General features: G+C 59.2%; 26 protein-coding genes and 1 tRNA gene. 11 read left to right on the top strand and 16 right to left on the bottom strand.

Annotated elements, in window-relative coordinates; translation table 11 throughout:
* Positions 1–60 precede the first annotated feature (60 nt).
* Positions 61–948, bottom strand: a complete 888-nt coding sequence (locus tag ACQQCD_RS07390; protein WP_430267748.1) for a glycerophosphodiester phosphodiesterase — start codon at positions 946–948, stop codon at positions 61–63.
* 49 nt (positions 949–997) lie between these two features.
* Between ACQQCD_RS07390 and ACQQCD_RS07385 the strand changes: the two genes are divergently transcribed.
* Positions 998–2302 carry a DUF445 domain-containing protein gene (locus tag ACQQCD_RS07385; protein ID WP_430267747.1) on the top strand — a complete coding sequence of 435 codons (1305 nt, stop codon included), beginning with the start codon at positions 998–1000 and terminating at the stop codon, positions 2300–2302.
* A gap of 23 nt (positions 2303–2325) precedes the next feature.
* On the opposite strand, the gene ACQQCD_RS07380 is transcribed toward ACQQCD_RS07385, so the two are convergent.
* From ACQQCD_RS07380 to ACQQCD_RS07355, 6 genes are all read right to left on the bottom strand, one after another.
* Entirely contained in the window at positions 2326–3276 is a 951-nt protein-coding gene (locus ACQQCD_RS07380; protein ID WP_430267746.1) for a biotin-dependent carboxyltransferase family protein, read from the bottom strand.
* Positions 3273–3965 (bottom strand): 5-oxoprolinase subunit B family protein, encoded by a 693-nt coding sequence (locus ACQQCD_RS07375; RefSeq protein WP_430267745.1) that lies wholly within the window; start codon positions 3963–3965, stop codon positions 3273–3275. The genes ACQQCD_RS07380 and ACQQCD_RS07375 overlap by 4 nt, the downstream gene beginning before the upstream one ends.
* 10 nt (positions 3966–3975) lie before the next feature.
* Positions 3976–4725 carry a LamB/YcsF family protein gene (locus ACQQCD_RS07370; protein WP_430267744.1) on the bottom strand — a complete coding sequence of 250 codons (750 nt, stop codon included), beginning with the start codon at positions 4723–4725 and terminating at the stop codon, positions 3976–3978.
* On the bottom strand, positions 4715–5530 hold the full coding sequence (locus ACQQCD_RS07365; RefSeq protein ID WP_430267743.1) for a hypothetical protein: 816 nt from the start codon (positions 5528–5530) through the stop codon (positions 4715–4717). The genes ACQQCD_RS07370 and ACQQCD_RS07365 overlap by 11 nt, the downstream gene beginning before the upstream one ends.
* A 46-nt stretch (positions 5531–5576) precedes the next feature.
* Positions 5577–6017 (bottom strand): DUF2871 domain-containing protein, encoded by a 441-nt coding sequence (locus tag ACQQCD_RS07360; protein ID WP_430267742.1) that lies wholly within the window; start codon positions 6015–6017, stop codon positions 5577–5579.
* Positions 6018–6094: 77 nt separating this feature from the next.
* Positions 6095–6715, bottom strand: coding sequence for an alpha/beta hydrolase (locus ACQQCD_RS07355; RefSeq protein WP_430267741.1), 621 nt, complete (start codon positions 6713–6715; stop codon positions 6095–6097).
* A gap of 88 nt (positions 6716–6803) precedes the next feature.
* Between ACQQCD_RS07355 and ACQQCD_RS07350 the strand changes: the two genes are divergently transcribed.
* The 4 genes from ACQQCD_RS07350 (at position 6804) to ACQQCD_RS07335 (ending at position 11209) form a co-directional block, all read left to right on the top strand.
* Positions 6804–7061, top strand: a complete 258-nt coding sequence (locus tag ACQQCD_RS07350) for a DUF6458 family protein (protein WP_430267740.1) — start codon at positions 6804–6806, stop codon at positions 7059–7061.
* Between the two features lie 252 nt (positions 7062–7313).
* On the top strand, positions 7314–8090 hold the full coding sequence (locus ACQQCD_RS07345; RefSeq protein WP_430267739.1) for a DeoR/GlpR family DNA-binding transcription regulator: 777 nt from the start codon (positions 7314–7316) through the stop codon (positions 8088–8090).
* On the top strand, positions 8087–9070 hold the full coding sequence (locus tag ACQQCD_RS07340) for a 1-phosphofructokinase family hexose kinase (protein ID WP_430267738.1): 984 nt from the start codon (positions 8087–8089) through the stop codon (positions 9068–9070). Before ACQQCD_RS07345 ends, ACQQCD_RS07340 begins: the two co-directional genes overlap by 4 nt.
* An 81-nt stretch (positions 9071–9151) precedes the next feature.
* Entirely contained in the window at positions 9152–11209 is a 2058-nt protein-coding gene (locus tag ACQQCD_RS07335) for a PTS fructose transporter subunit IIABC (protein ID WP_430267737.1), read from the top strand.
* An 82-nt stretch (positions 11210–11291) separates the two neighbouring features.
* Here the strand turns inward: ACQQCD_RS07335 and ACQQCD_RS07330 are convergent, their stop codons facing one another.
* The gene (locus ACQQCD_RS07330; RefSeq protein WP_430267736.1) at positions 11292–11567 is read right to left on the bottom strand and encodes a hypothetical protein; all 276 of its coding nucleotides are present in this window, start codon (positions 11565–11567) and stop codon (positions 11292–11294) included.
* A gap of 415 nt (positions 11568–11982) precedes the next feature.
* Here ACQQCD_RS07330 and ACQQCD_RS07325 point away from each other — a divergent pair, with 415 nt between their 5' ends.
* The gene (locus ACQQCD_RS07325; RefSeq protein WP_430267735.1) at positions 11983–13590 is read left to right on the top strand and encodes an MFS transporter; all 1608 of its coding nucleotides are present in this window, start codon (positions 11983–11985) and stop codon (positions 13588–13590) included.
* Positions 13591–13660: 70 nt separating this feature from the next.
* Here ACQQCD_RS07325 and ACQQCD_RS07320 read toward each other — a convergent pair whose 3' ends face one another.
* The 4 genes from ACQQCD_RS07320 to ACQQCD_RS07305 form a co-directional block, all read right to left on the bottom strand.
* A complete protein-coding gene (locus tag ACQQCD_RS07320; protein WP_430267734.1) occupies positions 13661–14434 on the bottom strand; it encodes an SDR family NAD(P)-dependent oxidoreductase in 774 nt (257 codons plus the stop codon).
* 55 nt (positions 14435–14489) lie between these two features.
* Positions 14490–14828, bottom strand: coding sequence for a GNAT family N-acetyltransferase (locus ACQQCD_RS07315; RefSeq protein ID WP_430267733.1), 339 nt, complete (start codon positions 14826–14828; stop codon positions 14490–14492).
* Between the two features lie 86 nt (positions 14829–14914).
* Positions 14915–15307: a DUF1304 domain-containing protein gene (locus tag ACQQCD_RS07310; RefSeq protein WP_430267732.1), complete on the bottom strand. Its 393-nt coding sequence runs from the start codon at positions 15305–15307 to the stop codon at positions 14915–14917.
* Positions 15308–15355: 48 nt separating this feature from the next.
* Positions 15356–16042 carry a DUF2848 domain-containing protein gene (locus ACQQCD_RS07305; RefSeq protein ID WP_430267731.1) on the bottom strand — a complete coding sequence of 229 codons (687 nt, stop codon included), beginning with the start codon at positions 16040–16042 and terminating at the stop codon, positions 15356–15358.
* Positions 16043–16190: 148 nt separating this feature from the next.
* On the opposite strand from ACQQCD_RS07305, the gene ACQQCD_RS07300 reads away from it, so the two are divergent.
* Positions 16191–17552: an MFS transporter gene (locus ACQQCD_RS07300; RefSeq protein ID WP_430267730.1), complete on the top strand. Its 1362-nt coding sequence runs from the start codon at positions 16191–16193 to the stop codon at positions 17550–17552.
* Positions 17553–17575: 23 nt separating this feature from the next.
* Here the strand turns inward: ACQQCD_RS07300 and ACQQCD_RS07295 are convergent, their stop codons facing one another.
* A complete protein-coding gene (locus ACQQCD_RS07295; RefSeq protein WP_430267729.1) occupies positions 17576–18232 on the bottom strand; it encodes a GntR family transcriptional regulator in 657 nt (218 codons plus the stop codon).
* A 32-nt stretch (positions 18233–18264) separates the two neighbouring features.
* Here ACQQCD_RS07295 and ACQQCD_RS07290 point away from each other — a divergent pair, with 32 nt between their 5' ends.
* Complete coding sequence (locus ACQQCD_RS07290; protein ID WP_430267728.1) at positions 18265–19059, top strand: carbon-nitrogen hydrolase family protein; 795 nt, start codon at positions 18265–18267, stop codon at positions 19057–19059.
* A gap of 260 nt (positions 19060–19319) precedes the next feature.
* On the opposite strand, the gene ACQQCD_RS07285 is transcribed toward ACQQCD_RS07290, so the two are convergent.
* Positions 19320–19392 (bottom strand) — tRNA-Lys (locus ACQQCD_RS07285).
* Between the two features lie 260 nt (positions 19393–19652).
* Between ACQQCD_RS07285 and ACQQCD_RS07280 the strand changes: the two genes are divergently transcribed.
* The 3 genes from ACQQCD_RS07280 (at position 19653) to ACQQCD_RS07270 (ending at position 22259) form a co-directional block, all read left to right on the top strand.
* Positions 19653–20312 carry a hypothetical protein gene (locus ACQQCD_RS07280; RefSeq protein ID WP_430267727.1) on the top strand — a complete coding sequence of 220 codons (660 nt, stop codon included), beginning with the start codon at positions 19653–19655 and terminating at the stop codon, positions 20310–20312.
* A 312-nt stretch (positions 20313–20624) separates the two neighbouring features.
* Positions 20625–21242, top strand: a complete 618-nt coding sequence (locus tag ACQQCD_RS07275; protein ID WP_430267726.1) for a DUF47 domain-containing protein — start codon at positions 20625–20627, stop codon at positions 21240–21242.
* Positions 21243–22259: an inorganic phosphate transporter gene (locus tag ACQQCD_RS07270; RefSeq protein ID WP_430267725.1), complete on the top strand. Its 1017-nt coding sequence runs from the start codon at positions 21243–21245 to the stop codon at positions 22257–22259. It abuts the gene before it with no gap.
* A gap of 3 nt (positions 22260–22262) precedes the next feature.
* On the opposite strand, the gene ACQQCD_RS07265 is transcribed toward ACQQCD_RS07270, so the two are convergent.
* Together ACQQCD_RS07265 and ACQQCD_RS07260 are read right to left on the bottom strand one after the other, a co-directional pair.
* Complete coding sequence (locus ACQQCD_RS07265) at positions 22263–22934, bottom strand: response regulator (RefSeq protein WP_430267724.1); 672 nt, start codon at positions 22932–22934, stop codon at positions 22263–22265.
* On the bottom strand, positions 22931–24595 hold the full coding sequence (locus tag ACQQCD_RS07260; protein WP_430267723.1) for a sensor histidine kinase: 1665 nt from the start codon (positions 24593–24595) through the stop codon (positions 22931–22933). Before ACQQCD_RS07260 ends, ACQQCD_RS07265 begins: the two co-directional genes overlap by 4 nt.
* Positions 24596–24688: the final 93 nt, after the last annotated feature.

Raw genomic sequence — 24688 nt, 5'->3', positions numbered from 1 at the left:
CGCCTTCACGTCCGCTACTTTCGACGGCTCGTCCTCGTTCGCGTCCGATCAGTCCGTCGATCAAGAATCCGCAGCTAGTTGCGCCAAAACGTCCGCGGGACGGTTACTTGTGATCTCGTGAATGCCCAGCTCGGCGCACAACTCAACATCCTCGGCAGAGTCCACCGTCCACACCCGGAAACGCCGGCCGTTGTTCAACCACTCGTTAATCCGACGAGAATGCTCACGGACGTAGATGATCCCCGGGCCGGCAATTCCCGCCCGGCCCTCATCGAGGTTCTTCTCCCCGGACGCCTGGGCGGCCCGCAAAACATTGGCGAGTGTCCCTCCGGCGATTGGCCCCAAATCCAGCTCATGACGCAAAACCAGCACGTCGACGTCGTCCACTAACTGACACACAAAACGGTCCGGAACCGTCTCCAGCAAGTACTCCACCGAATCCGGGCTGAAGCTCATAAAGGAGATCAAAATATTGTCCAAGAGTCCCGTCTCGCGGTCCCAACCCTCGGCGGTCAGCAACTCCATCACCGTCTCTTCCAGCTTGAGGCGGTATGGGCTGGGGTGCTTGAACTCAATGGCCAAACCGATTTCCCGGCCCGCCCCGCGCAGAATCTCCAGCAGTTCCTCAAGCGTCAGAAACTGCTCGCTTTTGGCGCCGTACTCCTCGGGGATCTGCGCGCCTTTCCACGATGAAAAGTCCAGCTCTCGCAGCTCAGCCAAAGTCACATCAGCAACAGACCCGGTGCCATCCGAGGTGCGATCCAGAGTGTCGTCATGCAGAAGCACGGCGTGCTGATCGGCAGTGAGGTGAACGTCGCACTCAACCCCGTCAGCGCCGTCGGCCAGCGCTTGAAGGTACGCCGCCCGGGTGTGTTCGGCGAACTGACCGCTCGCACCACGGTGGGCGTAAACCAAAGGGCGGGACGTTTTCTGCTCCGGGGAAGTCATGGCAATACGCTAGCGGATTCGAGGCCCCACACCCGGCTAGTGTGGAGACATGCAGGTGAACACTGAGGCAATTTCCGCGGGCGCCGTCCTCTCCCCCGCCGACGCGGCCAAAGCCGCCGCACTCCGACGTATGAAACTCCTGGCCGTGATCTTACTGGTGGTGATGGCCATCATTTTCGCTGTGTCATTCGCGCTGCAAAAGTCCATGCCCGGATTCCAGTACGTCCGCGCCGCAGCAGAGGGTGGCATGGTGGGCGCCTTGGCCGACTGGTTCGCCGTCACAGCCTTGTTCAAGTACCCCATGGGCCTGAAGATCCCGCACACCGCCATCATTCCGCGCCGCAAGGACCAGATCGGCGCCTCGCTCGGTGAGTTTGTGGAGACTAACTTCCTGTCCGAGGACGTGGTCAAGGAGAAACTCGCTAGCGTCAATGTGGCGGAGAAGGTTGGCACGTGGCTCGCTTCACCAGGCACACCGGAGCATCCCGCTGGAGCTGAGCGAGTGGCCAAAGAAGGCGCGGCAGTGATCCGCGGAATCTTTACAGTTCTTAATGACGACGACGTCCAAACAGTCATCGAATCAATGGTCCGTAAGCACCTGGTTGATCCGCCATGGGGACCACCCGTAGGCAGGCTCGCCGAGCGCATTTTCCAAGACGGACACCACCACACACTCGTTGACCTGCTCGTAGACCGCGCCGCGGACTGGGTAGCCGCGAATCACGAAACGGTGGGCAGGCTGGTCACCGACCGGTCGCCGTCGTGGGTTCCAAACTTTGTTGACGGCCTGGTGGGAGACAAGGTTTACCTTGAGCTGTCCAAATTTGTGCGCTCCGTACAAGAGGATCAGAACCACCAAGTTCGCCAGTCGATTGACAAGTACCTGGGCGATCTTGCACAGGACCTGCAGCATGATCCGGTGGTGATTGCCCGCGCCGAAGGCATCAAGGCTCAAGTTTTGGGTGATCCCGAAGTTCGCCAACTCGCAACACGCACCTGGGAAACCGTAAAGACAGCACTCCTGACCGCCGTGGATGATCCGCACAGCGAACTAACCCTGAAATTCAAGACCGCCGTACGCGACTTTGGCCAACGCCTGATCGATGACGCCGAACTCGCAGGCAAGGTCAATCAGTGGGTGGGCGATGCCGCGGCCTACCTTGTGAACAACTATCGTTCGGACATTGCCGGGGTCATTACGGACACTGTGGCTCGCTGGGATGCCGAGGAAACGTCGCAGAAAATTGAGCTCCAGGTGGGCCGCGACCTGCAATACATCCGGATCAACGGCACAGTGGTGGGGGCCTTGGCCGGGCTCGCGATCTTCGCCCTCGCGCATCTGCTCTTGGGCTAAGAACGCTCGCCGGAGCTGGGCGACTAGGGCCGGACCGCGAGGAAACGTAAGGGCTGACCTGGGCGAGCCTGAGCCAGCTGATCCAGATCATGCTGATCAACCACAGCGATTACTGGATACCCGCCGGTCACGGGATGATCCGCCATAAACACTGTTGGAATGCCCGACGGCGGGACTTGCAGCGCCCCACGCACGGCACCTTCGCTAGGTAGTTCCGTGTGCTTGGCCCGCTCAAGCCCCTGCCCAAGGAGGCGTACCCCGATCCGGTTGGAATCCGGCGAGACAGCCCAGATCTGCCGGGTCAAGGAATCCCATGCGCCGGGGGTAAACCAATCAACTCGAGGGCCCGGGCTGACTCGTAGCTTGAGGACCTGCCCATCTTCGGGGGCACGCCGAGCCGCATAATTTTCTGTACTCTCCAGCCCGTCACCACCCCCAACCGTCCCAGCAGTCGGGCCCACTTCTAGGATTTGTCCCTCCGCCAGGGCTGGGGAGCCTTCCCGCGCCAAGGTGTCTGCACTCAGCGATCCAAAAAGAGGTGAGCCCAGCAGCCCGCCACGGATAGCCAAGTAGTACCGAAGACCCCGAACTGGCGGACCAAACTTCAGCACTGCCCCGGCTGGAATTCGCGTTGGCTTGGCCCACGGGAGTACAGAGCCATTCCCTTGCGAAGCGCCTGCTGCAGCACCAGCTGAAACCGTCACCGGCCCCTCTGCCCCGGTCAACGCCACCACGGCACCGCTAATAAAGCGAAGCTCAAGCCCGCCCATCAAGATCTCCAGCCCCGCCGGATTCCCCACGGACGGCCCGCCAGCCACACCAGTAGCAACCGCGTTGCCAACAAGCCGGTTCCCCAACTCCCACGCACCACGGTCCAAGGCGCCCGATGGGCTGAGTCCCAAGTGAGCAACACCTACCCGGCCGCGGTCCTGCAATAGCGTCAACGGTCCCGGATTTTTCACATAAATGCTCATGGAACCCTCACAAACCGGACAGTATCGCCGGGCTGAATCAGCGCTGGTGCAGGCGACTTGGCATCCCAAAGCCGTGCCGTCGTCGTGCCCAAAAGTTGCCAGCCACCCGGGGAGGAGCGAGGATAAGCGCCACTAAATTCCCCTGCGAGCCCCACGGAACCCGGCTCAACTGAGGTGCGCGGCGAGGTCCGGCGTGGCACCGTCAGCAAGGCGTGATCGGTCACCAAGTACATAAATCCGGGGGCAAAACCTGCGAAAGCAGCCCGCCAGGTGCTCTCCGTATGGAGGCGAACCACCTCGGCCTCAGTGCGCCCCAAAAGTCCTGCCACCTCGGCAAGATCTGCCCCGTTGTATTTCACCTCGAGCGTGACTGCGCGCGGACCAGAACGCACCGCGCCGTCGCTCTCCCCGGAATCCTCACCAACACGGGCTCCTCGCGTGCCGACAGTGATAGCGGCAGCCACCCACTCGCGAATTCGGCTTTTCACGCCGGGCCCGGGCAAATAGCTGATCAGGATGGTCCGGGCGGCTGGAATCACTTCGCGCACCTCGGCCGGACGGGCCGTCGCGGTGCCCAGTGAGTCGCCGCCAGAAAGCAGCATGCTCAGTTCTAGCACCGCGTCCAAACTGCCCAACTCCACCAAAACGGCACAGTCGCCGTAGGGCAATACCTGGTAGCCGGCGCTCAAAGCGTTTCCGTTAGGCGAAGGCTGCAATCTCAACACCAGCCGCTTCGAGTCCGTCGCGGACTGCGGCGGCCATTCGCAGAGCGCCGGGGGTGTCACCGTGGACGCAAAGCGAGTCGGCTTCAACGGAAACAGTAGTTCCGTCAATCGCCACGACTTGACCGTCCACTGCAATCCTGACGGCTTGGCGGACCACTGCTTCAACGTCTTGGAGTACCGCACCGTCCTGCGAGCGCGGGACCAGAGTGCCGTCCGGGAGATAGGCCCGGTCTACAAACGCTTCGCGATAGATCGGGTGGATGGTTTCTGCGCCGAGCTTGAGGATCGCCGAGTTGGGTAGTCCAAGGATCGGCAGGCCTGGATCGTAAGCCTGGACTGCTGCGAGCACAGCTGCTGCTTGTTCCTCGTCGTGAACAATCCGGTTGTAGAGGGCGCCGTGCGGTTTGACGTAGTCAACGGAGGCTCCCACCGCGTGGGCAATTCCGTCGAGCGCGCCGAGTTGATAGAGCACATCACCAAAGAGCTCGTCAAAGGTGACGTCCATGTCCCGGCGGCCAAAGCCTGCCAAGTCCCGGTAGCCCACATGAGCGCCGATCCGAACGTCTTGGTCAAAGGCGCCACGGCAACTGTCCAGCATGGTCACTGGGTCTCCGGCGTGGAATCCACACGCGATGTTGGCGCTGGTCACAAGCGTGAACATGGCGGCGTCGTCGCCCATCCGCCACGCGCCGAATGATTCGCCGAGGTCAGCGTTAAGATCCATTGCCGGCCTGCCCTTCGTTAGTAAGTTCTGGCTGCAGGCTTGGTCCGGATGTTGAAACAACTTCGCCCGGCATTACCAGTGGCACTTCGCCAAAGGCTTGGTGGGTGTTTGCCACAACAGCCCTGCCCATCATGAGGTTTCCGGCACCACCCACGGCAGCGCCGATCCCGAACGGCAAAGCTCGGCCCAAAAACGCTGTGCCTTGCCGCTTAAGGAGTGAACGCAAGAACGCTTTTTGAATGCGTTCACGGATGGAGATAAAGCCGGTGAGTGGTTTCGATTTCCCAAGCACCGATCCCCACACTTGGCTAGCGCCCTTAGACGTGCCGACGCTCTGTCCGCTGAGTGCGCTGAGCAGTGCGGTGCCTTCTTCGCCGAGCATAATGGCCATCACCATCGTCCGTGACTTGTCCGGGTCAACCATGTGAATCCCGTGCAGTTCTGCCACAGAGGAGGCATAGAGCGCCGTCGCTTCGAGGAATGCAACGGTGGCTCCCGCCGAGAGCCCCAGTGAGGCGATGGTTCCAATTCCGGGTACGACGGCGCTAGCACCTGCCGCTGCCCCGGTACCGGAGACTGCCAGAAGGTAGTCCCGGTCCAGTTTGGCGATCAGCTCACCGGCCGTGGCCCGCGGGTGCTTTTTGCGGAGCCTGCGAAGGTTCGCAAGGACCAAGGGCCGCTGCACATCCACTGCTTTGATGAGTGCGTTGTGCAGCCCTGGCTTGGGATTTCCCTGCTCGTCAAAGATCGCTTTGTGAGCTGTTTCTTGAGCGATTCGTACTGCCGGATTGTTGCGCTTGACCATCGTCTCCCCTGAAGTGTTGGTTAGAACGGTTCAGGACAACACTAGATCAAACTGCTGGCGCGGCGACGGTTTTCTTGTTGAATCCGAGTGCTTTTCGCAGTGCGAGGAATAGCAGAATCAGCCCTGCGGTCAGAAGCATGTGTCCGGTTCCGGCAATTCCTGCGAGCGCCTTGGATGTTGCGTCAACACCGGCAACCACCATGGAACCTTTGACCAGCATCATGCCGCCGGTGATGATCACACCGGCGTTCCAGATTCCGAAGAACCACGCGAAGAGCTTGGGTGCTGCTGCGGAGATGTTGAAGACTTTCTCGAGGACTAGGACGATCAGCAGGACCATAAAGCCCAGGACCAACCAGTGGGTGTGGACCAGGCCGAGCTGAGATTGGCCAGTGAAGTCATTCATCTTGGTGAATTCGCGGTAGAACAGACCGGAGAAAACACCGACGATTGCGTACGTGAAGGATGCGTAAAGAAGCTTTTTCATGTCTTCAATTCTTCCGTTGCACGCTGGCGCTGCCATCAACCGAATGGTTGATCGTGGGGTACTAAACGGTTGAGAACTTAGTGGTTGAGTACGTAGTGCCGAAGGAATGCACTGACGTCTGCCATTTCGGTTTTGGACATGTTGTGCCCCATTCCCGGATAGCTGCGTGCTGTGAGTTGGGTGTTGTTGTTGAGCCATTCTTCGGTGTGAGCTGTGGCGTCCTCGTTGATCACAAAGTCAGCTTTATCTCGGCCCCAGAAGAAAGGCGGCGGAGCATCAAAAGATTCACTCAGTGCCAACAGTTCGTTCTCGAGGACAAATCCGGAAAGGCCAACCACTGCCCTGTAGTCAGTGGGTTTTAGCCGTAGCAGGGTGCTGGCCATGGCCATTCCTTGCGAGTAGCCCAAGAGTGAGACGCTGCTGTGGTTCTCTCTCACGGAATTGATCCAACTGGACACTTGATGGGTGGCACTAATGACTTCGGCAAAATCATTAGTGAGGAAGTAGTCCAAGAGGAACCAGCCATAGCCTTCGGCAATCTCTTTGGGTCCGCGGAGGGCTGCACAGGTGAACTCTGGAGGAAGATGCTCAAAGAGTTTGCTCATGCGTGTTTCGTCGCTGCCGTAACCATGAAGCATTACCAAGAGAGGCGTTCCGGCTCTAGATTCCTCCGGTTTGGACCACAACACATTTTGCATGTGCACAGCCTACAGAGCCCTTCAGAGTGCTTGTGGTGCAAGACTGTGAAATGCAAGTGTTGTTATTTCCATCAATTGAAGGAGCAGCATGAGAATCGGTTCTTCCATATTCTTGATCGCCGTCGGAGCCATTTTGGCTTTTGCCCTCGCCCCGGGCCTGATTCCCTTTGTGGACCAGGCGCTGGTGGGTTACATCCTGATGGCCGTGGGTGTTTTGGGCCTGATCGTCTCGCTGGTGGTTGCCAGCCCTGGGCGCAACCGCCGCGTTTCCGAGTCCCGCCAGTTGGTTGACCCCAATACGGGTGAAACGGTGACTCGCCACGAGAGCCGCGAGAGTGGCCTCTGAGCAACGTGCAACAGCACCGAACTTAATATGTTGTTTTGACTGCAAACGCTTGGCCCGTCGGATCGATCCGACGGGCCCTGCGTGTTTAAGGGGCCCTGCGTGTTTAAGGAGCACTCGGCGAGCTCAGCCCACCCACCAGACTTGGCTTTTTGTTGTTTTCTATTGACAGGCCAACATAAACACAGATATTCTCAATTATTCCCACATGTATGTGAGTGGAATCACCACAGTTTTCGTCCCAAAGGAGGGCCAGTGTTCGCCGAAGAACGCCACCAGTTGATTACCTCACTGGTTTCCTCCCACGGACGCGTGAGCGTCACCGATCTGGCCGAGCGCTTCGACATCACCACCGAAACGGTCCGCCGGGACCTCGCCACACTAGAGGCCGACGGCGTGCTGCGCCGAGTTCATGGTGGGGCAGTCTCCGCCGACCGCTCCAGCACCATAGAAGCGAACATCAGCGAGCGGCTCGAACGCGGACAAGAGGCCAAACAACGCCTCGCCCGAGCAGCCCTCAAACTCATCCCAGCCGGTGCCGGCAGCATCATCCTTGACGCGGGTTCAACCACGGGCGCCTTGGCTGAACTACTCGCAGACCGTCCCAACGCGGCTTCGTTGGCTGTTATTACTAGCGCTGTTCCCATCGCCGCCACGCTGGCTGGCAACAACAACATCGCCTTGGAGCTCCTGGGTGGCAGAGTCCGCGGACTGACCCGCGCCGCCGTCGGACATTCAACAGTAGAAGCCCTGCGGAGCTTGCGCCCAGACATTGCCTTTATTGGCACCAATGGGATTGCCGCCGATTTTGGGCTCAGCACCCCTGATCCCGAAGAGGCAGCAGTGAAAGCGGCCATAGTCCGCGCTGCCCAACGCGTGGTGGTCCTCGCAGATGCCAGCAAGCTCGGCACTGAAGCGCTGGTCCAGTTCGCCTCCCTAGACCAAATTGATGCCCTCATCACTGACGGGACGCTGTCCCCCGAGCTCGCCAGTGCCCTCGCAGAAGCCCAAGTGGAAGTTGTCCTCGTATGATCGTCACACTGACCGCAAACCCCAGCCTGGACCGCACCGTTGAATTGCCTGGCCCCCTGGAACGCGGCGAAGTCCAACGCGCTGTGGCCGTGCGGCAAGAGTCTGGCGGAAAGGGCGTCAACGTTTCCCGAGCCCTCGCCGCCTCCGGGATCCCAACATTGGCCGTCCTCCCCGGCGACCCTCAAGATCCCCTTCTCGCCGGCCTCGACGCTGCCGAAGTCCCCTACGTTGCGCTGCCCATCGGTGCATCTTTGCGCAGCAACGTCACGCTCACCGAGCCCGGCGGCGTGACCACCAAGATCAATGAGCCCGGCCCCGAGCTCACTGCAGAAGTTCAAGCGGCTCTGATCGAGCTTCTAGACGAAAAGTCCTCCAATGCTCATTGGGTGGTGCTGGCCGGTTCACTCCCGCCCGGTGTTCCGATGGACTTCTACGCTCAAACCGTGCGGCACATCCGTTCGCACGGCACCGCCGGACACATTCCGCTGATCGCTGTGGACTCTTCCGGGGAACCCCTGGCAGCATCCATCGCAGCAGGACCCGAATCTGCCCCTGACCTACTCAAACCCAATGCCGAAGAACTCGCTGAGCTCGCCAGCCTTGCGGGCCTTGAGAACGTGGGCACCGCAGAAGAGCTCGAAGCGGATCCGCGCCTGGCCGCCCAAGCTGCTGCCGCCGTCGTACGTCTTGGCGTTGGTGCGGTGCTGGCAACACTCGGTGCCGGCGGCGCTGTCCTTGTAACCACCGAGGGCGCGTGGCTAGCAACGCACCCGCCCATCACCGCCGTCTCCACGGTGGGTGCCGGCGACTCGGCCCTTGCCGGTTACTTACTCGCGGCGAGCACCGGGGCCAGCCCGCAGGATTGCCTGCGGCAAGCTGTGGCCCACGGTTCCGCCGCGGCATCCTTGCCAGGCTCCACCGTCCCAACGCTTGAACAAAGCCATCCTGAATCCGTGACCATCACGGACCTGAACAACTAAAACTCAGCACCACCCCTGCCCCACCAAACGTTCTCCACCAACGTTGTTGACCAACGTTGTTGACCAAACAAAGGACTGACAATGACGCAGCTCATTACCGAGGATCTTGTGATTCTCGACCAAAACCTGGGTGATTCGCCCGCGGATGTGATCCGCACCCTTGCCACTAAGGTGGCTACGGCCGGCCGCGCCACGGAACTCGAATCCCTTTTTGCCGATGCCTTTGCTCGCGAGCAGAAGACCGCCACAGGTATCCCTGGCGGCATCGCTATCCCGCACTGTAAATCCGCTTCCGTGCTGACCCCATCGCTCGCCATGGCTCGACTCGGAAACCCTGTGGACTTCGGCGCTAAGGACGGCCCTGCCGATTTGATCTTTTTTATCGCCGCCCCCGAAGGCGCCGATCAGGAACACCTCAAGCTGCTCTCTAAACTGGCACGTTCTTTGATCAAAAAGGACTTCACCGCAGCCCTGCGCGCCGCAGCCACCCCGGCAGACATTGTTGGGCTGGTCGGCGAGGCTATTGCTGACAAGCCGGCCGCCCACGCGGCAACCCCCGCTGCTGGCGCTACTGCCGCCGCCGCGGTTTCTGAAGGGGTTTCTGAAGGTTCGACGGCAAGCGCGGCACCTAAGCGTTTGGTCGCCGTCACGGCATGCCCCACGGGTATTGCCCACACGTACATGGCCGCTGATTCACTGGTTGCTGCAGCCAAGGAAGCCGGTGTTGACCTTCAGGTGGAAACCCAGGGTTCTTCAGGCGCCACCCCGCTGCCCGCCTCGGTAATTGCCGCTGCTGATGCCGTGATCTTCGCCGTTGACGTGGATGTTCGCAACAAGGACCGCTTTGCTGGCAAGCCAGTGATCCAGTCCCCCGTCAAACGTGGCATTGACGAGCCTGACGTGATGATCCGTGAAGCTCTTGCAGCGGCGGAAAACCCGAACGCTCGCCGAGTGGCAGCCAGCTCGGGCTCTTCTGAGTCGGATGCGGACGCCGAGGGCAGCGAGTCCATCGGCGCCAAGCTCAAGCGTGCGCTGCTGACCGGTGTCTCCTACATGATCCCCTTTGTTGCCGCCGGCGGTTTGCTGATTGCTCTGGGCTTCTTGCTGGGTGGCTTCGAGATCACCAAGTTCGCGGACAAAATGGTGCTGGAGAACAACTTTGGCAACCTGCCCTCTGAGTACCCTGCCCAAGCTCTGGGACCGCTCGGCGCCTACTTGGGTGCTGTGTTGTTCAAAATTGGTGGCCTGTCCATGGGCTTCCTGGTCCCCGCGCTGGCAGGTTACATCGCGTACGCCATTGCTGACCGTCCCGGCATTGCCCCAGGTTTCACCGCCGGTGCTGTAGCCGGATTTATGGGTGCTGGCTTCTTGGGCGGCATTGTTGGTGGTCTTTTGGCCGGTTACACAGCACACGCCATTGGCCGCCTGAACGCTCCTCGTTGGTTGCGCGGCCTGATGCCGGTAGCCATCATCCCACTGATCGCCTCGATTGTGGCGTCCGGTCTGATGTTCCTGATTTTGGGTGGACCCATCAAGGCCCTGACCGTTGCTTTGAATGACTGGCTCTCAGGCCTCACTGGCGCCTCAGCCATTGTTCTGGGCATCATCCTCGGCTTGATGATGGCCTTTGACCTCGGTGGCCCCGTGAACAAGGTTGCTTACGCCTTCGCAGTGGCCGGTTTGGGTGCAGCGTCCGTCACCAACCAGGCTCCGTGGCAGATTATGGCCGCCGTGATGGCCGCAGGTATGGTGCCACCGCTGGCCATGGCTTTGGCCACCACGCTGGACAAAAAGCACTTCAGTGCTGCTGAACATGAGAACGGTAAGGCGGCCTGGCTGCTAGGCGCATCGTTTATCTCTGAAGGTGCCATTCCCTTCGCCGCAGCTGACCCGCTGCGTGTGATCCCGGCGTCGATGGTTGGCGCTGCGACAACGGGTGCCATTGTTATGGCGGCCGGTGTGACTTCAAAGGCTCCGCACGGTGGAATCTTTGTATTCTTCGCCATTGACCCGTTCCTGATGTTCCTCTTGGCTGTGGCCGTTGGAACAATCATTTCCGCATTCGCCGTGGTGGCTCTCAAGCGTTACGTTGGCAAAAAGCCGGCGCACATGACCGCTGCAGAATCGGTCAACGCGTAACTAGTTCTTCTGAATACACGTGTGGCGGGAACAGCAAACGCTGTTCCCGCCACAGGTGCTTTAAGGGGTTGTAGTTTGAGTGTCAGTTCGAGTGCGGCATCTGTGGCCTACTGGTTCTGTGAATGGCGTTAGCGCCAGCACCCCCGGATGAACGACCATGCGAATCTAGGTGGTCGTTGGGGTGTTTGTGCTTGCCATTGCCGTCGGGCCAATGCTGTGCCTCGGGTAGCTTTGGCTTCGCTTCTGATACCGGTGGGGCCGTTGGTGAGTTGCTCATGCTGATCGCTTCGCCGAGGTGATTGGCAACGTCGTCGGGGATGTCCGCTTGGTCGCCGGGAGAGCTCTGATGGGCTGTCATGGTGCTTCCTTTCGTCGCTGAAATGAAGGTTCCCTCATCCTAGGACTACCCTGCCCGCATGTCACTGCCTAGGCCCCTCCCCTCTCCGCCGAATGGGTAGATAATGTCCCTTTGAATCACCTCTAAACAGCGTTATCTACCCATTCGGCGGAGAAATCTGCAAACAATTTTGTAACGGAGTCTAATCACCTGAGAGAATCCTCCGATTTGTCTGCAAAATCCACGCGATATCAAGGAAAAACACGGCATAGTAAAAAGTCTTCAGAGCGGCGAATTGGCAGCCGAAACCCCGCCAAAACAGGCCAGAAGGCCGCATTTAACTCGGTGAAACGTTATTTTTCGCGTAAAATTGATTGCCTGCCCGGAGCGGGGCACACAGAAGTCGCAAGCAAATGACCTCCACAGGAGAACACAAATGCCCAATGACCGAAGCAATTCCGAACCGAATCTTGGTGCCGATGGCACCGTTAGGGACAATCTGGCCGCAACGCCGCCAGGAAAGTCCGCTGGCAAGAAACTAAGACTCCCTCTGCGCCAACGCCGTCTGAAAGTCTCGGACGTAAACGTAGTAGATAAGCCCATGCTGAAGAAAGCACTCGGCGGCACCATTGTGGGTAACACCATGGAATGGTACGACGTCGGTGTGTTCGGCTACTTGATCACCACTATGGGTCCGGTATTCCTCCCTGAGGCCGACAAATCCGTGCAGACGCTGTTCCTTCTGGGAACCTTCGCTGCCACCTTTATTGCCCGCCCGCTCGGTGGTGTGGTGTTCGGTTGGCTCGGTGACAAGGTTGGCCGCCAGAAAGTATTGGCCGCAACCTTGATGATGATGGCCGCCAGCACCTTCTTAGTTGGTGTACTGCCCGGTTACGCGCAGATCGGCATTTGGGCAGCTGTTTTGCTGGTTGTCCTCAAGCTCGTACAGGGCTTCTCCACCGGTGGCGAGTACGCCGGTGCTACAACCTTTGTGAGCGAGTACGCTCCGGACAAGCGCCGCGGTTTTTTCGCAAGCTTCTTGGACATGGGTTCCTACATTGGTTTCGCTCTTGGTGCAGCCCTGGTCTCCGTACTCCAAATCACCCTTGGCCAAGACACCATGGAAGCTTGGGGCTGGCGCATCCCGTTCTTGGTTGCCGGTCCTTTGGGCCTGATCGCCGTCTACTTCCGTAGCAAGATCGAGGAATCCCCGCAGTTCCAAGCCACCCTGGACGCTCAGGAAGCCAACGCCAACGCAGCTATTTCCGGCGACGACATCGCCTCCAAGGGCCCCGTCAGCGTGGTCAAGGCTAACTGGCGCCCGATTATTGTTGCCATGATTTTGGTGGCCGCAGCTAACACTGTTGGTTACGCTCTCACGTCCTACATGCCTACGTACCTGACCGAGTCCAAGGGTTACGACGAGCTCCACGGCACTTTGCTCACCATCCCCGTGTTGGTGATTATGAGCCTGTGCATCCCGTTGACCGGACGTTTGTCAGACAAGATTGGCCGCCGCCCCGTGCTGTGGATTGGTGCATTGAGCACCGTGGTCCTGTCCATTCCTGCGTTTATGTTGATAGGTGTTGGCGAGATTTGGACCACGCTTTTGGGCCTGGCCATGATCGCATTCCCCGTGACGTTCTATGTGGCTAACTTGGCTTCGGCTTTGCCAGCACAGTTCCCCACCGCTAGCCGTTACAGCGCTATGGGCATTGCGTACAACTTCGCCGTTGCCATCTTTGGTGGAACCACACCGTTTATTGTGGCCGCCCTCATTGGAGCCACGGGCAACGACATGATGCCCGCTTACTACCTGATGGCGACTTCAGCCATTGGTGCAATCGCCATCTACTTCCTCAAGGAATCAGCTAACCGTCCGCTTCCCGGCTCCATGCCGAGCGTGGACTCCGTGGCGGAAGCCAAGGAACTTGTGGCCACTCAAGACGAGAACCCGTTGATTGACCTCAACGAGATGCCGTTTGATGAGACGTTCCAGCCAGCAACTACTCCTGAAGCGCCGGGAGAACCGGCCAAGGTCTAGCTCGTAGCTGGCAACTGTTGTCCCGCTTGTTCGGGCCTGCATTCACTCAGTGAATGCAGGCCCGCGGCGTTTAACTGGGCAATGATGCTTTCCGCACTCTAGCCGGTCCGGATTTGATCCTGTCTGGCAAGATCCGAGTCAGTGCCACCAATGCTTTGTAGCGTTGAGACGGGATGGACACTGACTTGCCGCGTACGTTGTCAGCCAAGCCTTCCCGCACCACTTGCTCAGCCTGGAGCCACATAAATTTTGGCACCATACCTTTGTCCATACCCATCCGGTCATGAAATTCGGTGTGAGTGAACCCTGGGCAGACTGCTGTGACCTGCACACCCCGCGCTTTGTAAGCGAGGTTGGCCCAACGGCTAAAGCTCAGCAGCCACGCCTTTGCGGCTGAGTAACTTTCACGAGGCAGAAATGCTGCCACACTTGCAACGTTGATGATCCTGCCCTCGCCCCGGCTGAGCATGCTCTCCAGCACGGCATGAGTGAGCACCATGGACGTTTCCACGTGCAGTTTGAGGTGTTTCTTCTCGTCCTCGATGGGGTTTTCAGCAAAGGACTTAAGAAGTCCCAAGCCGGCGTTGTTGACCAGAATGCTCACCGGCCGTGCCGGGTCACTCAAACGTTCGACGACGGCCGCCACACCGCCGTCGTCGGTGAGGTCCGCGGCAATCACCTCAGCCGTGATCCCGTATTGGCGTTCCAGCTCCCCTGCCGTTTCCTGCAGTCGTTCTTCGTTGCGCGCAACGAGGATGAGGGAATGACCGGCTTGGGCGAGCTGACGGGCAAATTCTGCGCCAAGACCAGCGGTTGCTCCTGTGATCAATGCGGTTGAGTTCATCCAGCCACCCTATTCGGCTCAGCTAGACGTGTGAACCCCCAGCCCGGCGCGAGAACTAGGCTTTAGGCTGCGGCCAATCCACGTACTGCTCGTAGCCTTCGTGTTCGCGGACAAAACGGGCCACGTAGGGGCAATGCGGAATGATGCGTTTACCTGAAGCCACCACGTCATCGAGTGCAAACCGCACCAGAACACCGGCCAAACCGCGGCCGCGGAAGTCCTCCGAGGTTTCTGTATGGGTGAAGTCAATATGCCCAGGCTTGTCTAGGTACGCTGCGAAACCGGCGAGTTGATCTCCCACTCGCACTTCGTAGCGGTGAAGCTTCTCATTGCGGACCGTGGAAACTTCTTGGGCAAACTGATCTTCGCTTGTGGCTTTGATGTCCTGACTCATTTCTTGAGCGTGGCACTAAGAACCCTAGGACGCAAGCCCCTCGGCTATTCGCCGAGCCGCAGCCCACCAGGAGAAGCTAGCAGTGGCTAAGCCATACCCAACGCAAGCAGGCCAAACACAACGGCGAGTAACGGCGTCGTACCTTGAAGGGTTGCGGCACGGAGGTACTGCTTGCCGCTCAAGGCGAGCACAAGGGCTGCTGCGAGCATCGATCCACACGCGGTAAAGACCAGAGTCCAGCCAACCTGCGGCTGGCCGGCAATAACCAGAACGACGCCGAGGAGGGCACCAATGGCCAAAAACAGGTTGTAAAAGCCTTGGTTGTAAGCAAGACCTTTGGTGGTTTCAGCGTCCGCCTGCGAGGCTACGCTGAAACGCTGCCAGGTTGCCGGGCGAGTCCAGGTAATGGATTCCATCGTGAAAATGTACACGTGCAATAGCCCGGCAACGGCGGCGAAAATCATGGCGACAACAGTCATAGGTACAGCGTAGTCCCAGGACAGCTGGGACTACGCGCGCCGCGGCAATTAGCCGATTGGCTCGGCCATTTTTTCCACCACGTAGGCGGCATCCACTGACAGTCCGGTGACGGGATCCGTCATCTCTACCTTCCAGCTGCGGGCAAACTGGTCGACGCCGGCAGCCATGGCTACGGTGCCAGAGATCAGGACGGTGCCGGGCTGGTTGAGCCCACGTTCGGTGAGTACTTCGAGCCAGTAGTCCGGGCTCAGGAGTGCGGCCAAGGAGCTGTCCTGAATGAGGGTGTCTGCTACGTCGCCCTGACCCACCCATCCCTTGAGAGTGATCTGGTCCAAATGCTCGCGAACCTCATCAAGACGCCAAGCCTTCCGTCCCAAAACATCCGGGCTGGCGTTTTTGCTCCAGGCGACTCCGTGAACTTCAAGCTCGCGGTCAGTGTGATCACAAGCCACGGTGAGGAGAACGCCGCTCTCCGCGATGATGAGGGCCCATTCTGCTTCACCTGAAGTGCGGGCATGCTGGACCCGGACTTCGGAGGTCTGCTGCGCCAAGTACGGCGAAACCGGGTACAGGGCAGGGGTTGTGGTGGGGCCAGGGATGCCCAATTCGGCCAGTTCAGCAATGTGGGCTTGAACTTCATCTTGCTCACGGCCCGCGTAGCCAGCGTTGAGTAGGTGCTTGACCTGAACTTCCTCAACCGTGCCGTCTGGGAGTTCAAAGTTCAAAGTAGTCATGTTCTATCCGTTCTGTGCTGGTGGTGCCGGAAAATTTACAGATTAGAAACCAGAAACAGTCGCCAATGTACATCCAGTATGCGTAATGTATACATCTAACGCCAGTGTGACAGGCGTCACCGTAAAAAAGACTCATGGAGGACCCCGCATGGCCAACGCCTCAGTTCCGGCTTATGCCGCAGCACCCCAACCGAATAAACCCGTCCGCCCCAAGGGCCTCTACAAGGCCTTTGCCGCATCCCTCACCGGCACGGCGCTGGAGTGGTACGACTTCGCCGTGTACTCAGCCGCTGCCGCCGTCGTATTTCCGATTGTTTTCTTTCCCTCATCAGATCCCCTGACCGGAACCATCCTGGCCTTCTCCACCTACGCGGTGGGTTACGTTTCCCGCCCCATCGGTGGAATTGTGTTCGGCCGCCTTGGCGACCGCATTGGCCGTAAGCGAGTATTGGTCACCACGTTGATGATTATCGGCGTTGCAACAGTACTGATCGGCATCCTGCCCAGTTACGCCAGCATTGGCATCACAGCCCCGATCATCTTGGTGCTACTGCGCTTCGCTCAAGGTGTAGGCGTAGGCGGCGAGTGGGGTGGCGCCGTGCTGCTTTCCAGCGAATATGGTGACCCCAAGCGCAGAGGCTTTTGGGCCTCCGCAGCCCAAGTTGGCCCACCCGCCGGTAACCTGCTGGCCAACGGCGCCCTAGCCATCCTGACCGTGACGCTCAGCAACGAGCAATTCATTTCCTTCGGCTGGCGCATCGCTTTCTTGATCTCCGCACTGCTGGTTGGCTTCGGTCTTTGGATTCGCCTGCGTCTCGAAGACACCCCCATCTTCAAAGCCATCGAGGCCCATGGCGATCAGCCAAATGCGCCAGTGAGCGAAGTCTTCCGCAAAGAACTCCGCCCGCTGATCGCTGCCACCTTGTGCCGCGTAGGCCCGGACGTGCTCTACGCCCTCTTCACCGTATTTACACTCACCTACGGCATCCAATTCTTGGGTTACCAACGCAACCAGGTGCTCACTGCTGTTTTGATCGGTTCAGCGTTCCAGCTGTTTATGATCCCGCTGGCCGGTGCAGTTTCTGACCGATTCAACCGCCGCTGGGTTTACGGAATCGCAGCCGGCGCTGGTGCCATTTGGACCTTTATCTTCTTTGTAGTCCTGGGCGGAAACAGCCAACCCATGCTGATTGTAGGAATTGTCCTTGGCTTGATGGCGCACTCGTTTATGTACGGTCCGCAGGCAGCTTTCATCGTGGAACAGTTCTCCCCGCGCTTACGCTCCACGGGTAGCTCACTGGCCTACACCTTTGCTGGTGTGATCGGCGGAGCCATCGCACCTTTGATGTTCACCATACTGCTCTCGGAATTCAACACCTGGATTCCGGTGGCCATCTACGTTGCGGTAGCCGCCGTCGTAACGTTGATTGGGCTCTCACTGGGCCGGGATTCAAACACTGACGAAGACGAGGAGTACCGCCTGCTGCTCGAAGGTTCCGCAGTGCGCTAGGCGCCATGTTGTTCGAAGCCGGTTTAGGTGTGCAGCAGGAGGTCCCGGGTGGCCACCAGATGCTGATCGATGGCCGCTTGGGCCTGCTGCACATCGCCGGATTTCAAAGCATCAACAATGTGCTGATGTTCAGCGCAGACCTGCTGCCGCCGGCCACCAGTGCGGAACAACGCGGCCACACCCACCAACATCTGCCGCACGTGCAGCTTGCCGTACGTGCGGGAGATCAGTTCATTTCCAGCAGCGTCAATAAGCTGTTGGTGAAAGAGCGTGTCTAATCGGATGAACTCATGGGCGGCTTCAGCATCCGCTTGCTGGGACAAGCCAGCTTGTTGCTCAAGGGTGGCCTGCATTTCCTGGGCCGGGGTTTGGCCCGCTTCAATAACTAGGCGAGCAGCATGGCTTTCAAGCACACCACGCAGTTCCATCAGCTCAGATATTTCTCTACCGGTTACCAGCGGAACATAGGCCCCGCGTTGAGGAATGAGTTCCACCAGCCCGTCTGAAACAAGCAGCAGTAGTGCTTCCCGGACGGGAGTTCGCGAAACGCCAATCTGGGCTGCGAGTTCCTGTTCGTTGAGGAACTTGCCCTGCATTTGTGGATCGACGAGTACACTTTCGCGCAAGTAGGCGTAGGCCTTATCCCTGCCGGACACGGCAAGGGCCGAAGTTTTTCGCATACATTATGTATACAACAATCTGGAGTGACCCGATGCGTTTAGCAATTGCCCAAATCATCACCGGTGCTGATCTGAGTGCCAACTTAGACATCATCCGGGATTACGCTGGCCAAGCCAAGAGTGCCGGCGCGGAGCTGGTGGTATTCCCCGAAGCTTCCATGCGGGCCTTCGGAAATTCTCTCACCGACATCGCAGAGCCGCTAGATGGGGCATGGGCAAGCGCCGTGCGCAGCATGGGGCAGGAGCTGGGGATTGTGATTGTGGTGGGGATGTTCACGCCCGGTACCAACGGTCGGGTAACCAACACACTCCTAGCAACTGGGCCCGGTGTTGAAGCGTCCTACAACAAGATCCACCTCTTCGACGCGTTCGGTTTTGCTGAATCGGACACCGTGGAACCCGGAACATCACCGGTGACCTTTGAACTCAACGGCACCGTATTTGGCCTTGCGACCTGCTACGACGTTCGTTTCCCGGCACTTTTTACCACCAACGCCAAACTCGGTGCCCAGGTGAACATTGTGTGCGCGTCGTGGGGAGCTGGCGAGGGCAAAGCCGAACAATGGGACCTACTGGTGCGGGCCCGGGCTCTAGACAGCACGTCATTTGTGGTCGCATGCGGGCAAGGCGATCCGGCCAGTGTGGGTGTGGAATCCCGGGGTAGCGCGCCCACCGGCATCGGGCACAGCGCGGTGGTGTCCCCACTGGGCGTTACTCTTGCCGCCTTGGGTGGCAAGCCTGAGCTGACAGTGGTGGACATTGATCCGAGCGAAGTCAGCGCGGTCCGCGAAAAGCTGCCGGTTTTGACCAACGCCCACACGTTTTAGGGCTCACGGAACATCAAGCTCTGGCCTTCCAGCCCAGTTGCTCCAAGATTCCACCAAGCCCGCCGCTGAAGATCCCCGGAATGTAGGGGTTTCCTCCGGCCACGGTGGGCGGGAAGGCGAGCAACTGGGCTGGAAGGACGGGGAACAGGGCTGCGTGAGTTTTCGTCTTCCAGCGAATATCCCAGCGAATATCCCACCAAAACGGGACCTGACTGCCGCGTTAACTGGCAAAACCCCCGGTTTCCCGGGGGTTTTGAGGGTGGGCCCTGTGGGGTTCGAACCCACGACCCACGGATTAAAAGTCCGATGCTCTACCAACTGAGCTAAAGGCCCCTGCCGTTTGAATGCCGTTTCCGGCGCCCTACGGCCCAGTCCATTTCTGGACGTTAATACTGTACCCCAACAATCGCCTCACCTCCGCCTCGAGCCCAGCTGCCGGAAAAATACCGGGCCAATACACCAAACCAGTACAGTGCCGAAACACTACAAAATCAGCGCAGCCAACAGTTCCCCAGAGGTCCGCTCCGGCACGATACAAAGCAGCGCAGAACTGCAGACTGTACCGCTCAACGTCTCAGGAGTAGCGTGATTGTATGAACCAACAAAGCGGTCCCGGCAACAGCGGCTCTATCCCCCGGCCCCACAAGCCCAAACCCTTTGCCCCCATGGATTTTGAGCCCTTTGCTGGCGGCGCCGATCCAGCCCGCGTTTCTGAGGCAGCCCACTTAGCCGCGCACGCTTTGGTTCACCGCGGCCGCAAAAGCGATGACCCTAAAGTCACCAAACGGCTGGTAAAGCTGGCTGATGAGCAGGGTTTGGAGTCCATCGCCGAAATGTGGGCCGAAGCCCCCGCTCGTTCCCTCCCTGGAGCACTGTGGCGGCTCTACGCACTGCGCGCCGCAACACTCGCTGACCCCGAGCGAATCTCGGTCTACTTCAACGCAGGTAAGCACACCGCGCAGGTTGCTCACGCCGTGGCCGGTGCGGCGGAACCTCCGGGAGCTGAAGAGCTAAAAGTTATGGCTGACGCCATTTTGTCCGGAGCGTTCGACGGCGAATTCGACGTTGCACTGGAACGTTCGGCAGCGTTTTGCCGCGTTATAGCCCTAGGCCAGGCCAATCTTGCGGACAGTGCTGAGCCGGGCAATGAGGGTCACGCGAGCAAACTCACCAGAAATTCGCACCAGCTAGTCAAAACCGCAGAGGATCTTGAGCACGCGGCCAACGCGTGGCGTCTCGGTGAGTTGGACTAGAAGTTGGACTAGCACCACGGACTAGCAACAGCCCAGCGCGCTCTGAGCCAAAATGTCAATGTTGACTTCAGTGCGCGGGAGTAGAAAACTGAACTTGGTGCCGAACCGCGAAACCCCCGGGCTTCAACATTTAGCCGCCTAGAGCGGCCTACCGCCGAGAGGCGTATCCGGTTCGGCACCATTTTTGTATCCACTTTCCGGTGGACGCACAGACCCAAATGGATGGGCCGGTAAAGTAAGTACCGGTAGTCCAACCGATGACTTTGGCCGGGCTCCGCACCCTATTTCTTCTCATCTGAAGTCCGGTACATTTTGAAACTGCGCCTCTTCCCTCAAGAGACAGCTGGCCTCACGCTACTGTCCCAGATGGCACGCCAAATTGTTGTTGGCGCCGGAACACTCTCAGAAGTTTTGGGCGCCCCCCTGAGCGAATACGACCGCCTGGTGGAAGAAATGCACCAGCACGAGGGCAAATCAACAGAATTGCACTACGCACTTCTAACCCACATGCGCACGAGTTTTGTGAATCCGCTCCCACGCGAGGACATGTACACCCTCTCGCGCTTCCTCAGCGAAGCGATGGAAAAGCTCGACGGCGCCGCCGAACTTATTGCCTTGTACAAGTTGGACCGCTTGCCCAAACGCGCCGCTGACCAACTGGAAGTCATTGTCCGCCAGGCCGAACTTACGGCTGACGCCATGCGGCGCTTAGACAACCTTGACGATCTTGAGGACTACTGGATTGAAATCCTGCGCCTCGCTCGGCGCGCAGAGCGGACGCACCGGGTTTGGGTTGCTGATTTGATCAAGGACATGAAGTCCGCCCAGTACGCTCGCAATCGGGACGTGGCCAATCAACTCGTGGAAATCACCAAGGACATGAGGCGAGTGGCCACCCAGGTGGGTGCCATCATCGTCAAGGAATCCTAAATGGTTTTGGCTTTCCTGATCCTCGCGATCGTTTTGGTAGCCGTTTTTACGTTCCTGAACGGTTTCCGCGATGTCTCTGCCGCCGTCGCACTTGCGGTCCGCACCAACGCACTGACTCCCTCCATCGCCGTGCTTTTGGCGGCGATGTTTAACGCTCTTGGTGTGCTCATTAGCGTCCCCTTCGCGCTTGCCATCAGCCAATCGTGGGTTGTGCTGCCGCCTGGTCTCAACGGCGTTACAGTGGCTGTTTCAACTTTGGCCAGCGCCATCTTGTGGAACGTTTTTACTTGGTGGCGAGGCATCCCTTCCTCATCAACTCACGCGATTGTTGGTGGCCTCACCGGTGCAGCATTGGCCAGTACGCTCCTCGGTGGCGGGGTGGTTGCTGACGTTGGCCAGTCCTTGTGGGTACTGGTGTTGGCCCCGCTCTTACTCTCGCCGATTGTGGCCTTCGCTGGCGCGTATCTTTTGGTAGTCCCGGTGACCTGGGTGGTGCGGCACATGCAACCGAGCGTGGTGAACCGGCGGTTGCGGCATGCCCAAGCGGTCAGCGCTGCGGCTGTGGCCTTTGGCCACGGACTGCAAGACGGACAGCGCGGAATCGCCCTGTCCGTGCTGACCCTGATTGCTGCCGATGCTCTCCCCGCTAACGGTTCAAGCCCGGTTTGGGTGATTGTCCTTGTGCTGGCCTGTATGGCCTTGGGGACGCTGGGTGGCGGCTGGCGGATCTCGCACACATTAGGCCACAGGTTGGTGCGGATCGACCCCTTGCGCGGCTTTGTGGCACACCTGCTCAGTGCGGTCATGCTGTTTGTTGGCGCGATTGGACTCCACCTACCGTTTTCCACCACACACACCGTCACAGCTGCCACTCTGGGCGCTGGAACCAACCAGTCCTTCAGCACCACCAACCGTTCCTTGGTGATTAGAGTTTTGGGTTATTGGCTGCTGACCCCGGTGATGTGCGCTCTGCTGGCCTTTGTGCTGCAGCTGGCCCAGTCGCCGCTGTATCGCTAAGGATCAGCTGCGGCTGTAACGGCGCTCCGGCCGCCCCACAGCCCCATACCGTAAATGAACGACGGCGCGCCCCTCCTCTACGAGGTACTCCAAGTAACGCCGAGCGCTCACTCGCGAGGTGCCAAGTACGTCTGCTGCTTCGGTAGCGGACTGGTCATTCTGGGCATCACGCAAGAACTCCTCAACCATCCGCAAGGTCTCAGCACTGAATCCTTTGGGTAATGGCCGCACCACACCGCCAAGCCCAAAAACCTTGTCCACTTCAGCCTGGTCAGCCGCGCGCCCGGCAGATCCTGCGGAGAGCGCCCGGTAGCTTTCCCGGTAGTGCTGCAGCCGTTCGCGCAGGTCCTCTGCTGAAAACGGCTTCATCAAATAGTGCACAATCCCACCACGCAAGGCTTTGCGAACCGTCTCAGCCTCGCGGGCAGCACTGATCACCAGAACATCCAACTCTGGAAGAACCTCACGGAGTTGGTGGAGGAGGTCAAGGCCGTTGATGTCCGGCAAATAGATGTCCAAAAGCACCAGGTCCGGGCGCAAACGCTTGGCTTCAGCTACTGCTTGCTCGCCCGTATGAGCAGCACCCACCACTTCAAAACCATCGTTCTGCCGAACAAACCCAGCGTGCACCTTGGCGACCATAAAGTCGTCATCGACTACTAGAACCCTGATCACTCTTCCCCCGAACCTTCCCACTCGGCGCCGCTAACGGTCATGCTTTTACGCAGCGTTGCGGTGAACACGGCACCATGATCGTTGACCACCTCAACACTCCCGCCTCGCCGGCGGCACACCAACCGGGTTAGCGCCAGGCCAAAACCACGCCCACCCTCGCCGGCGCCTTCTCCAGCAACTGTTTTGGTGCTGTAACCACGGCGGAAAATGTCTTCAATTCGTTCAGTTTCCACGCCCATCCCCGAGTCCCGAACTTTCACAGTCACCCATTCTTTGTCCTCCACGATGGTCACAACCACAGTGGCACCCCGTGTACTGGCTACCGCATCTACCGCGTTATCCACCAGATTCCCTGCAACGGTGGTCAGGTCCAAAGACAGCCCCTCGTCCACACGGCCCAACGCCGAAGATGGCTCTAATCGAAGTTCAACATTCCGCTCCCCAGCAAGACTGTTTTTGGCAATCAGGAGGGCTGCGAGCGCCGGGTCCTTGATTCGTGAGGTGATCTGATCCGAGATCCCGTTCCGGCTCACACCGTCCACAAAATGCACCACTTCATCAAATTCACCCAACTGGATGAGCCCGGAAATCGTGTGCAGCTGATTGGCGAATTCGTGGGTTTGGGCGCGGAGTGTGTCGGTGGCGCTGCGGTTGCGGCCCAGCTCGCGTTCAAGCGTGGAAAGTTCTGTTCGGTCGCGCAGTGTGGTGACCGAACCGATCACTTTGCCCCTACTGCTCACTGGTTTGCGGTTCAACACCAATAGCCGCTCGCCCGCCAAAACCAGCCGGTCGGCGTCGGGCTGTTCGGTGGTGAGGTCCGCGCGCAAGTGCTGATCCACGCCCAGCTCATCCAAAGTGTGGCCCACGCACTCTTGTGGTAGACCCAAAAATTCTCTGGCGCTCTCGTTAGCTACTGTGACGCGCTCTTGCTGGTCCAGGGCGATTACGCCCTCCTTCACCCCGTGCAGAATAGCTTCGCGATGCTCCACCAGCCCGGCGATTTCTTCCGGTTCCAAGCCCAGAGTTTGGCGCTTCACCCGGCGTGACAGCAGCAATGAACCCGCCGCGCCAAGCGCGAGCGAGACACCTAAATACACCAACAGGTCCGGGACCGTGTCACCTAAACGTTGCCACAGGGAAGGATATTCACGTCCGACGGCGACAATCCCCACCGTCTTTCCGTCGTCGTCGAGTACTGGTACGTGAGCCACCAAGACCGTGTCCCCGTCCATCTCCACGGTTCCCGTCCAGGACCGGCCCTGCAGTACATCGCTTCTACCCAACGGCAGTGGCAAGTCAATATCCAGCGGGTTTTGCGAGGTCAAAACTATTCCCCTGGCGGTTGCTAGCTCCACAATGCTTGAGCCGGAAACTGTCCTGGCGGACTCCGCGAGTGACGGCAGTGCGGCACCGTGGCGGGGCTGGGCCGTGGGGATGAGCGCGCGCACCGTAGGGTTAGCGGCGAGGTTCTCGGCGGCGGAAAGTGCGCGGCGCCCCTCAACACGTTCAAAGGTGGCAGCTGATTGCAGCAAGGAAATGGCAATAACGCCCACAAGCACGGCAAGAACAATCAGCAACTGCAAGGCCAGGTACTGCCCAGCAAGGGATAAGCGGCGGCGCTTTGGCAACAGTGGATTGCGGCTCGGCACAACGGTGGGCACGGGACGTCCTTCTTTTGGTCTCATTCATTATGAGCCAGTTGTGTACCCTCCTAGGGCGTTCCAGGCGTGACCACAATGAACAAAACAATCTTT

The organism is Pseudarthrobacter sp. J1763, from assembly GCF_050490295.1.
Lineage (GTDB): Bacteria > Actinomycetota > Actinomycetes > Actinomycetales > Micrococcaceae > JBNPEO01.
Note: the sequence above shows the minus strand (reverse complement) of the source record. Positions and strands in the feature narration are given on the sequence as shown.

Bases quoted from the DNA above. Each gene is read 5' to 3' on its own strand.
- ACQQCD_RS07350 (WP_430267740.1), top strand. From the start codon at position 6,804: ATGAGAATCGGTTCTTCCATATTCTTGATCGCCGTCGGAGCCATTTTG.
- ACQQCD_RS07355 (WP_430267741.1), bottom strand. From the start codon at position 6,715: ATGCAAAATGTGTTGTGGTCCAAACCGGAGGAATCTAGAGCCGGAACG.
- ACQQCD_RS07280 (WP_430267727.1), top strand. From the start codon at position 19,653: ATGAACCAACAAAGCGGTCCCGGCAACAGCGGCTCTATCCCCCGGCCC.
- ACQQCD_RS07335 (WP_430267737.1), top strand. From the start codon at position 9,152: ATGACGCAGCTCATTACCGAGGATCTTGTGATTCTCGACCAAAACCTG.
- ACQQCD_RS07390 (WP_430267748.1), bottom strand. From the start codon at position 948: ATGACTTCCCCGGAGCAGAAAACGTCCCGCCCTTTGGTTTACGCCCAC.
- ACQQCD_RS07300 (WP_430267730.1), top strand. From the start codon at position 16,191: ATGGCCAACGCCTCAGTTCCGGCTTATGCCGCAGCACCCCAACCGAAT.
- ACQQCD_RS07290 (WP_430267728.1), top strand. From the start codon at position 18,265: ATGCGTTTAGCAATTGCCCAAATCATCACCGGTGCTGATCTGAGTGCC.
- ACQQCD_RS07310 (WP_430267732.1), bottom strand. From the start codon at position 15,307: ATGACTGTTGTCGCCATGATTTTCGCCGCCGTTGCCGGGCTATTGCAC.
- ACQQCD_RS07330 (WP_430267736.1), bottom strand. From the start codon at position 11,567: ATGACAGCCCATCAGAGCTCTCCCGGCGACCAAGCGGACATCCCCGAC.
- ACQQCD_RS07320 (WP_430267734.1), bottom strand. From the start codon at position 14,434: ATGAACTCAACCGCATTGATCACAGGAGCAACCGCTGGTCTTGGCGCA.
- ACQQCD_RS07370 (WP_430267744.1), bottom strand. From the start codon at position 4,725: ATGGATCTTAACGCTGACCTCGGCGAATCATTCGGCGCGTGGCGGATG.
- ACQQCD_RS07315 (WP_430267733.1), bottom strand. From the start codon at position 14,828: ATGAGTCAGGACATCAAAGCCACAAGCGAAGATCAGTTTGCCCAAGAA.
- ACQQCD_RS07380 (WP_430267746.1), bottom strand. From the start codon at position 3,276: ATGAGCATTTATGTGAAAAATCCGGGACCGTTGACGCTATTGCAGGAC.
- ACQQCD_RS07385 (WP_430267747.1), top strand. From the start codon at position 998: ATGCAGGTGAACACTGAGGCAATTTCCGCGGGCGCCGTCCTCTCCCCC.
- ACQQCD_RS07365 (WP_430267743.1), bottom strand. From the start codon at position 5,530: ATGGTCAAGCGCAACAATCCGGCAGTACGAATCGCTCAAGAAACAGCT.
- ACQQCD_RS07295 (WP_430267729.1), bottom strand. From the start codon at position 18,232: ATGCGAAAAACTTCGGCCCTTGCCGTGTCCGGCAGGGATAAGGCCTAC.
- ACQQCD_RS07325 (WP_430267735.1), top strand. From the start codon at position 11,983: ATGCCCAATGACCGAAGCAATTCCGAACCGAATCTTGGTGCCGATGGC.
- ACQQCD_RS07270 (WP_430267725.1), top strand. From the start codon at position 21,243: ATGGTTTTGGCTTTCCTGATCCTCGCGATCGTTTTGGTAGCCGTTTTT.
- ACQQCD_RS07360 (WP_430267742.1), bottom strand. From the start codon at position 6,017: ATGAAAAAGCTTCTTTACGCATCCTTCACGTACGCAATCGTCGGTGTT.
- ACQQCD_RS07340 (WP_430267738.1), top strand. From the start codon at position 8,087: ATGATCGTCACACTGACCGCAAACCCCAGCCTGGACCGCACCGTTGAA.
- ACQQCD_RS07305 (WP_430267731.1), bottom strand. From the start codon at position 16,042: ATGACTACTTTGAACTTTGAACTCCCAGACGGCACGGTTGAGGAAGTT.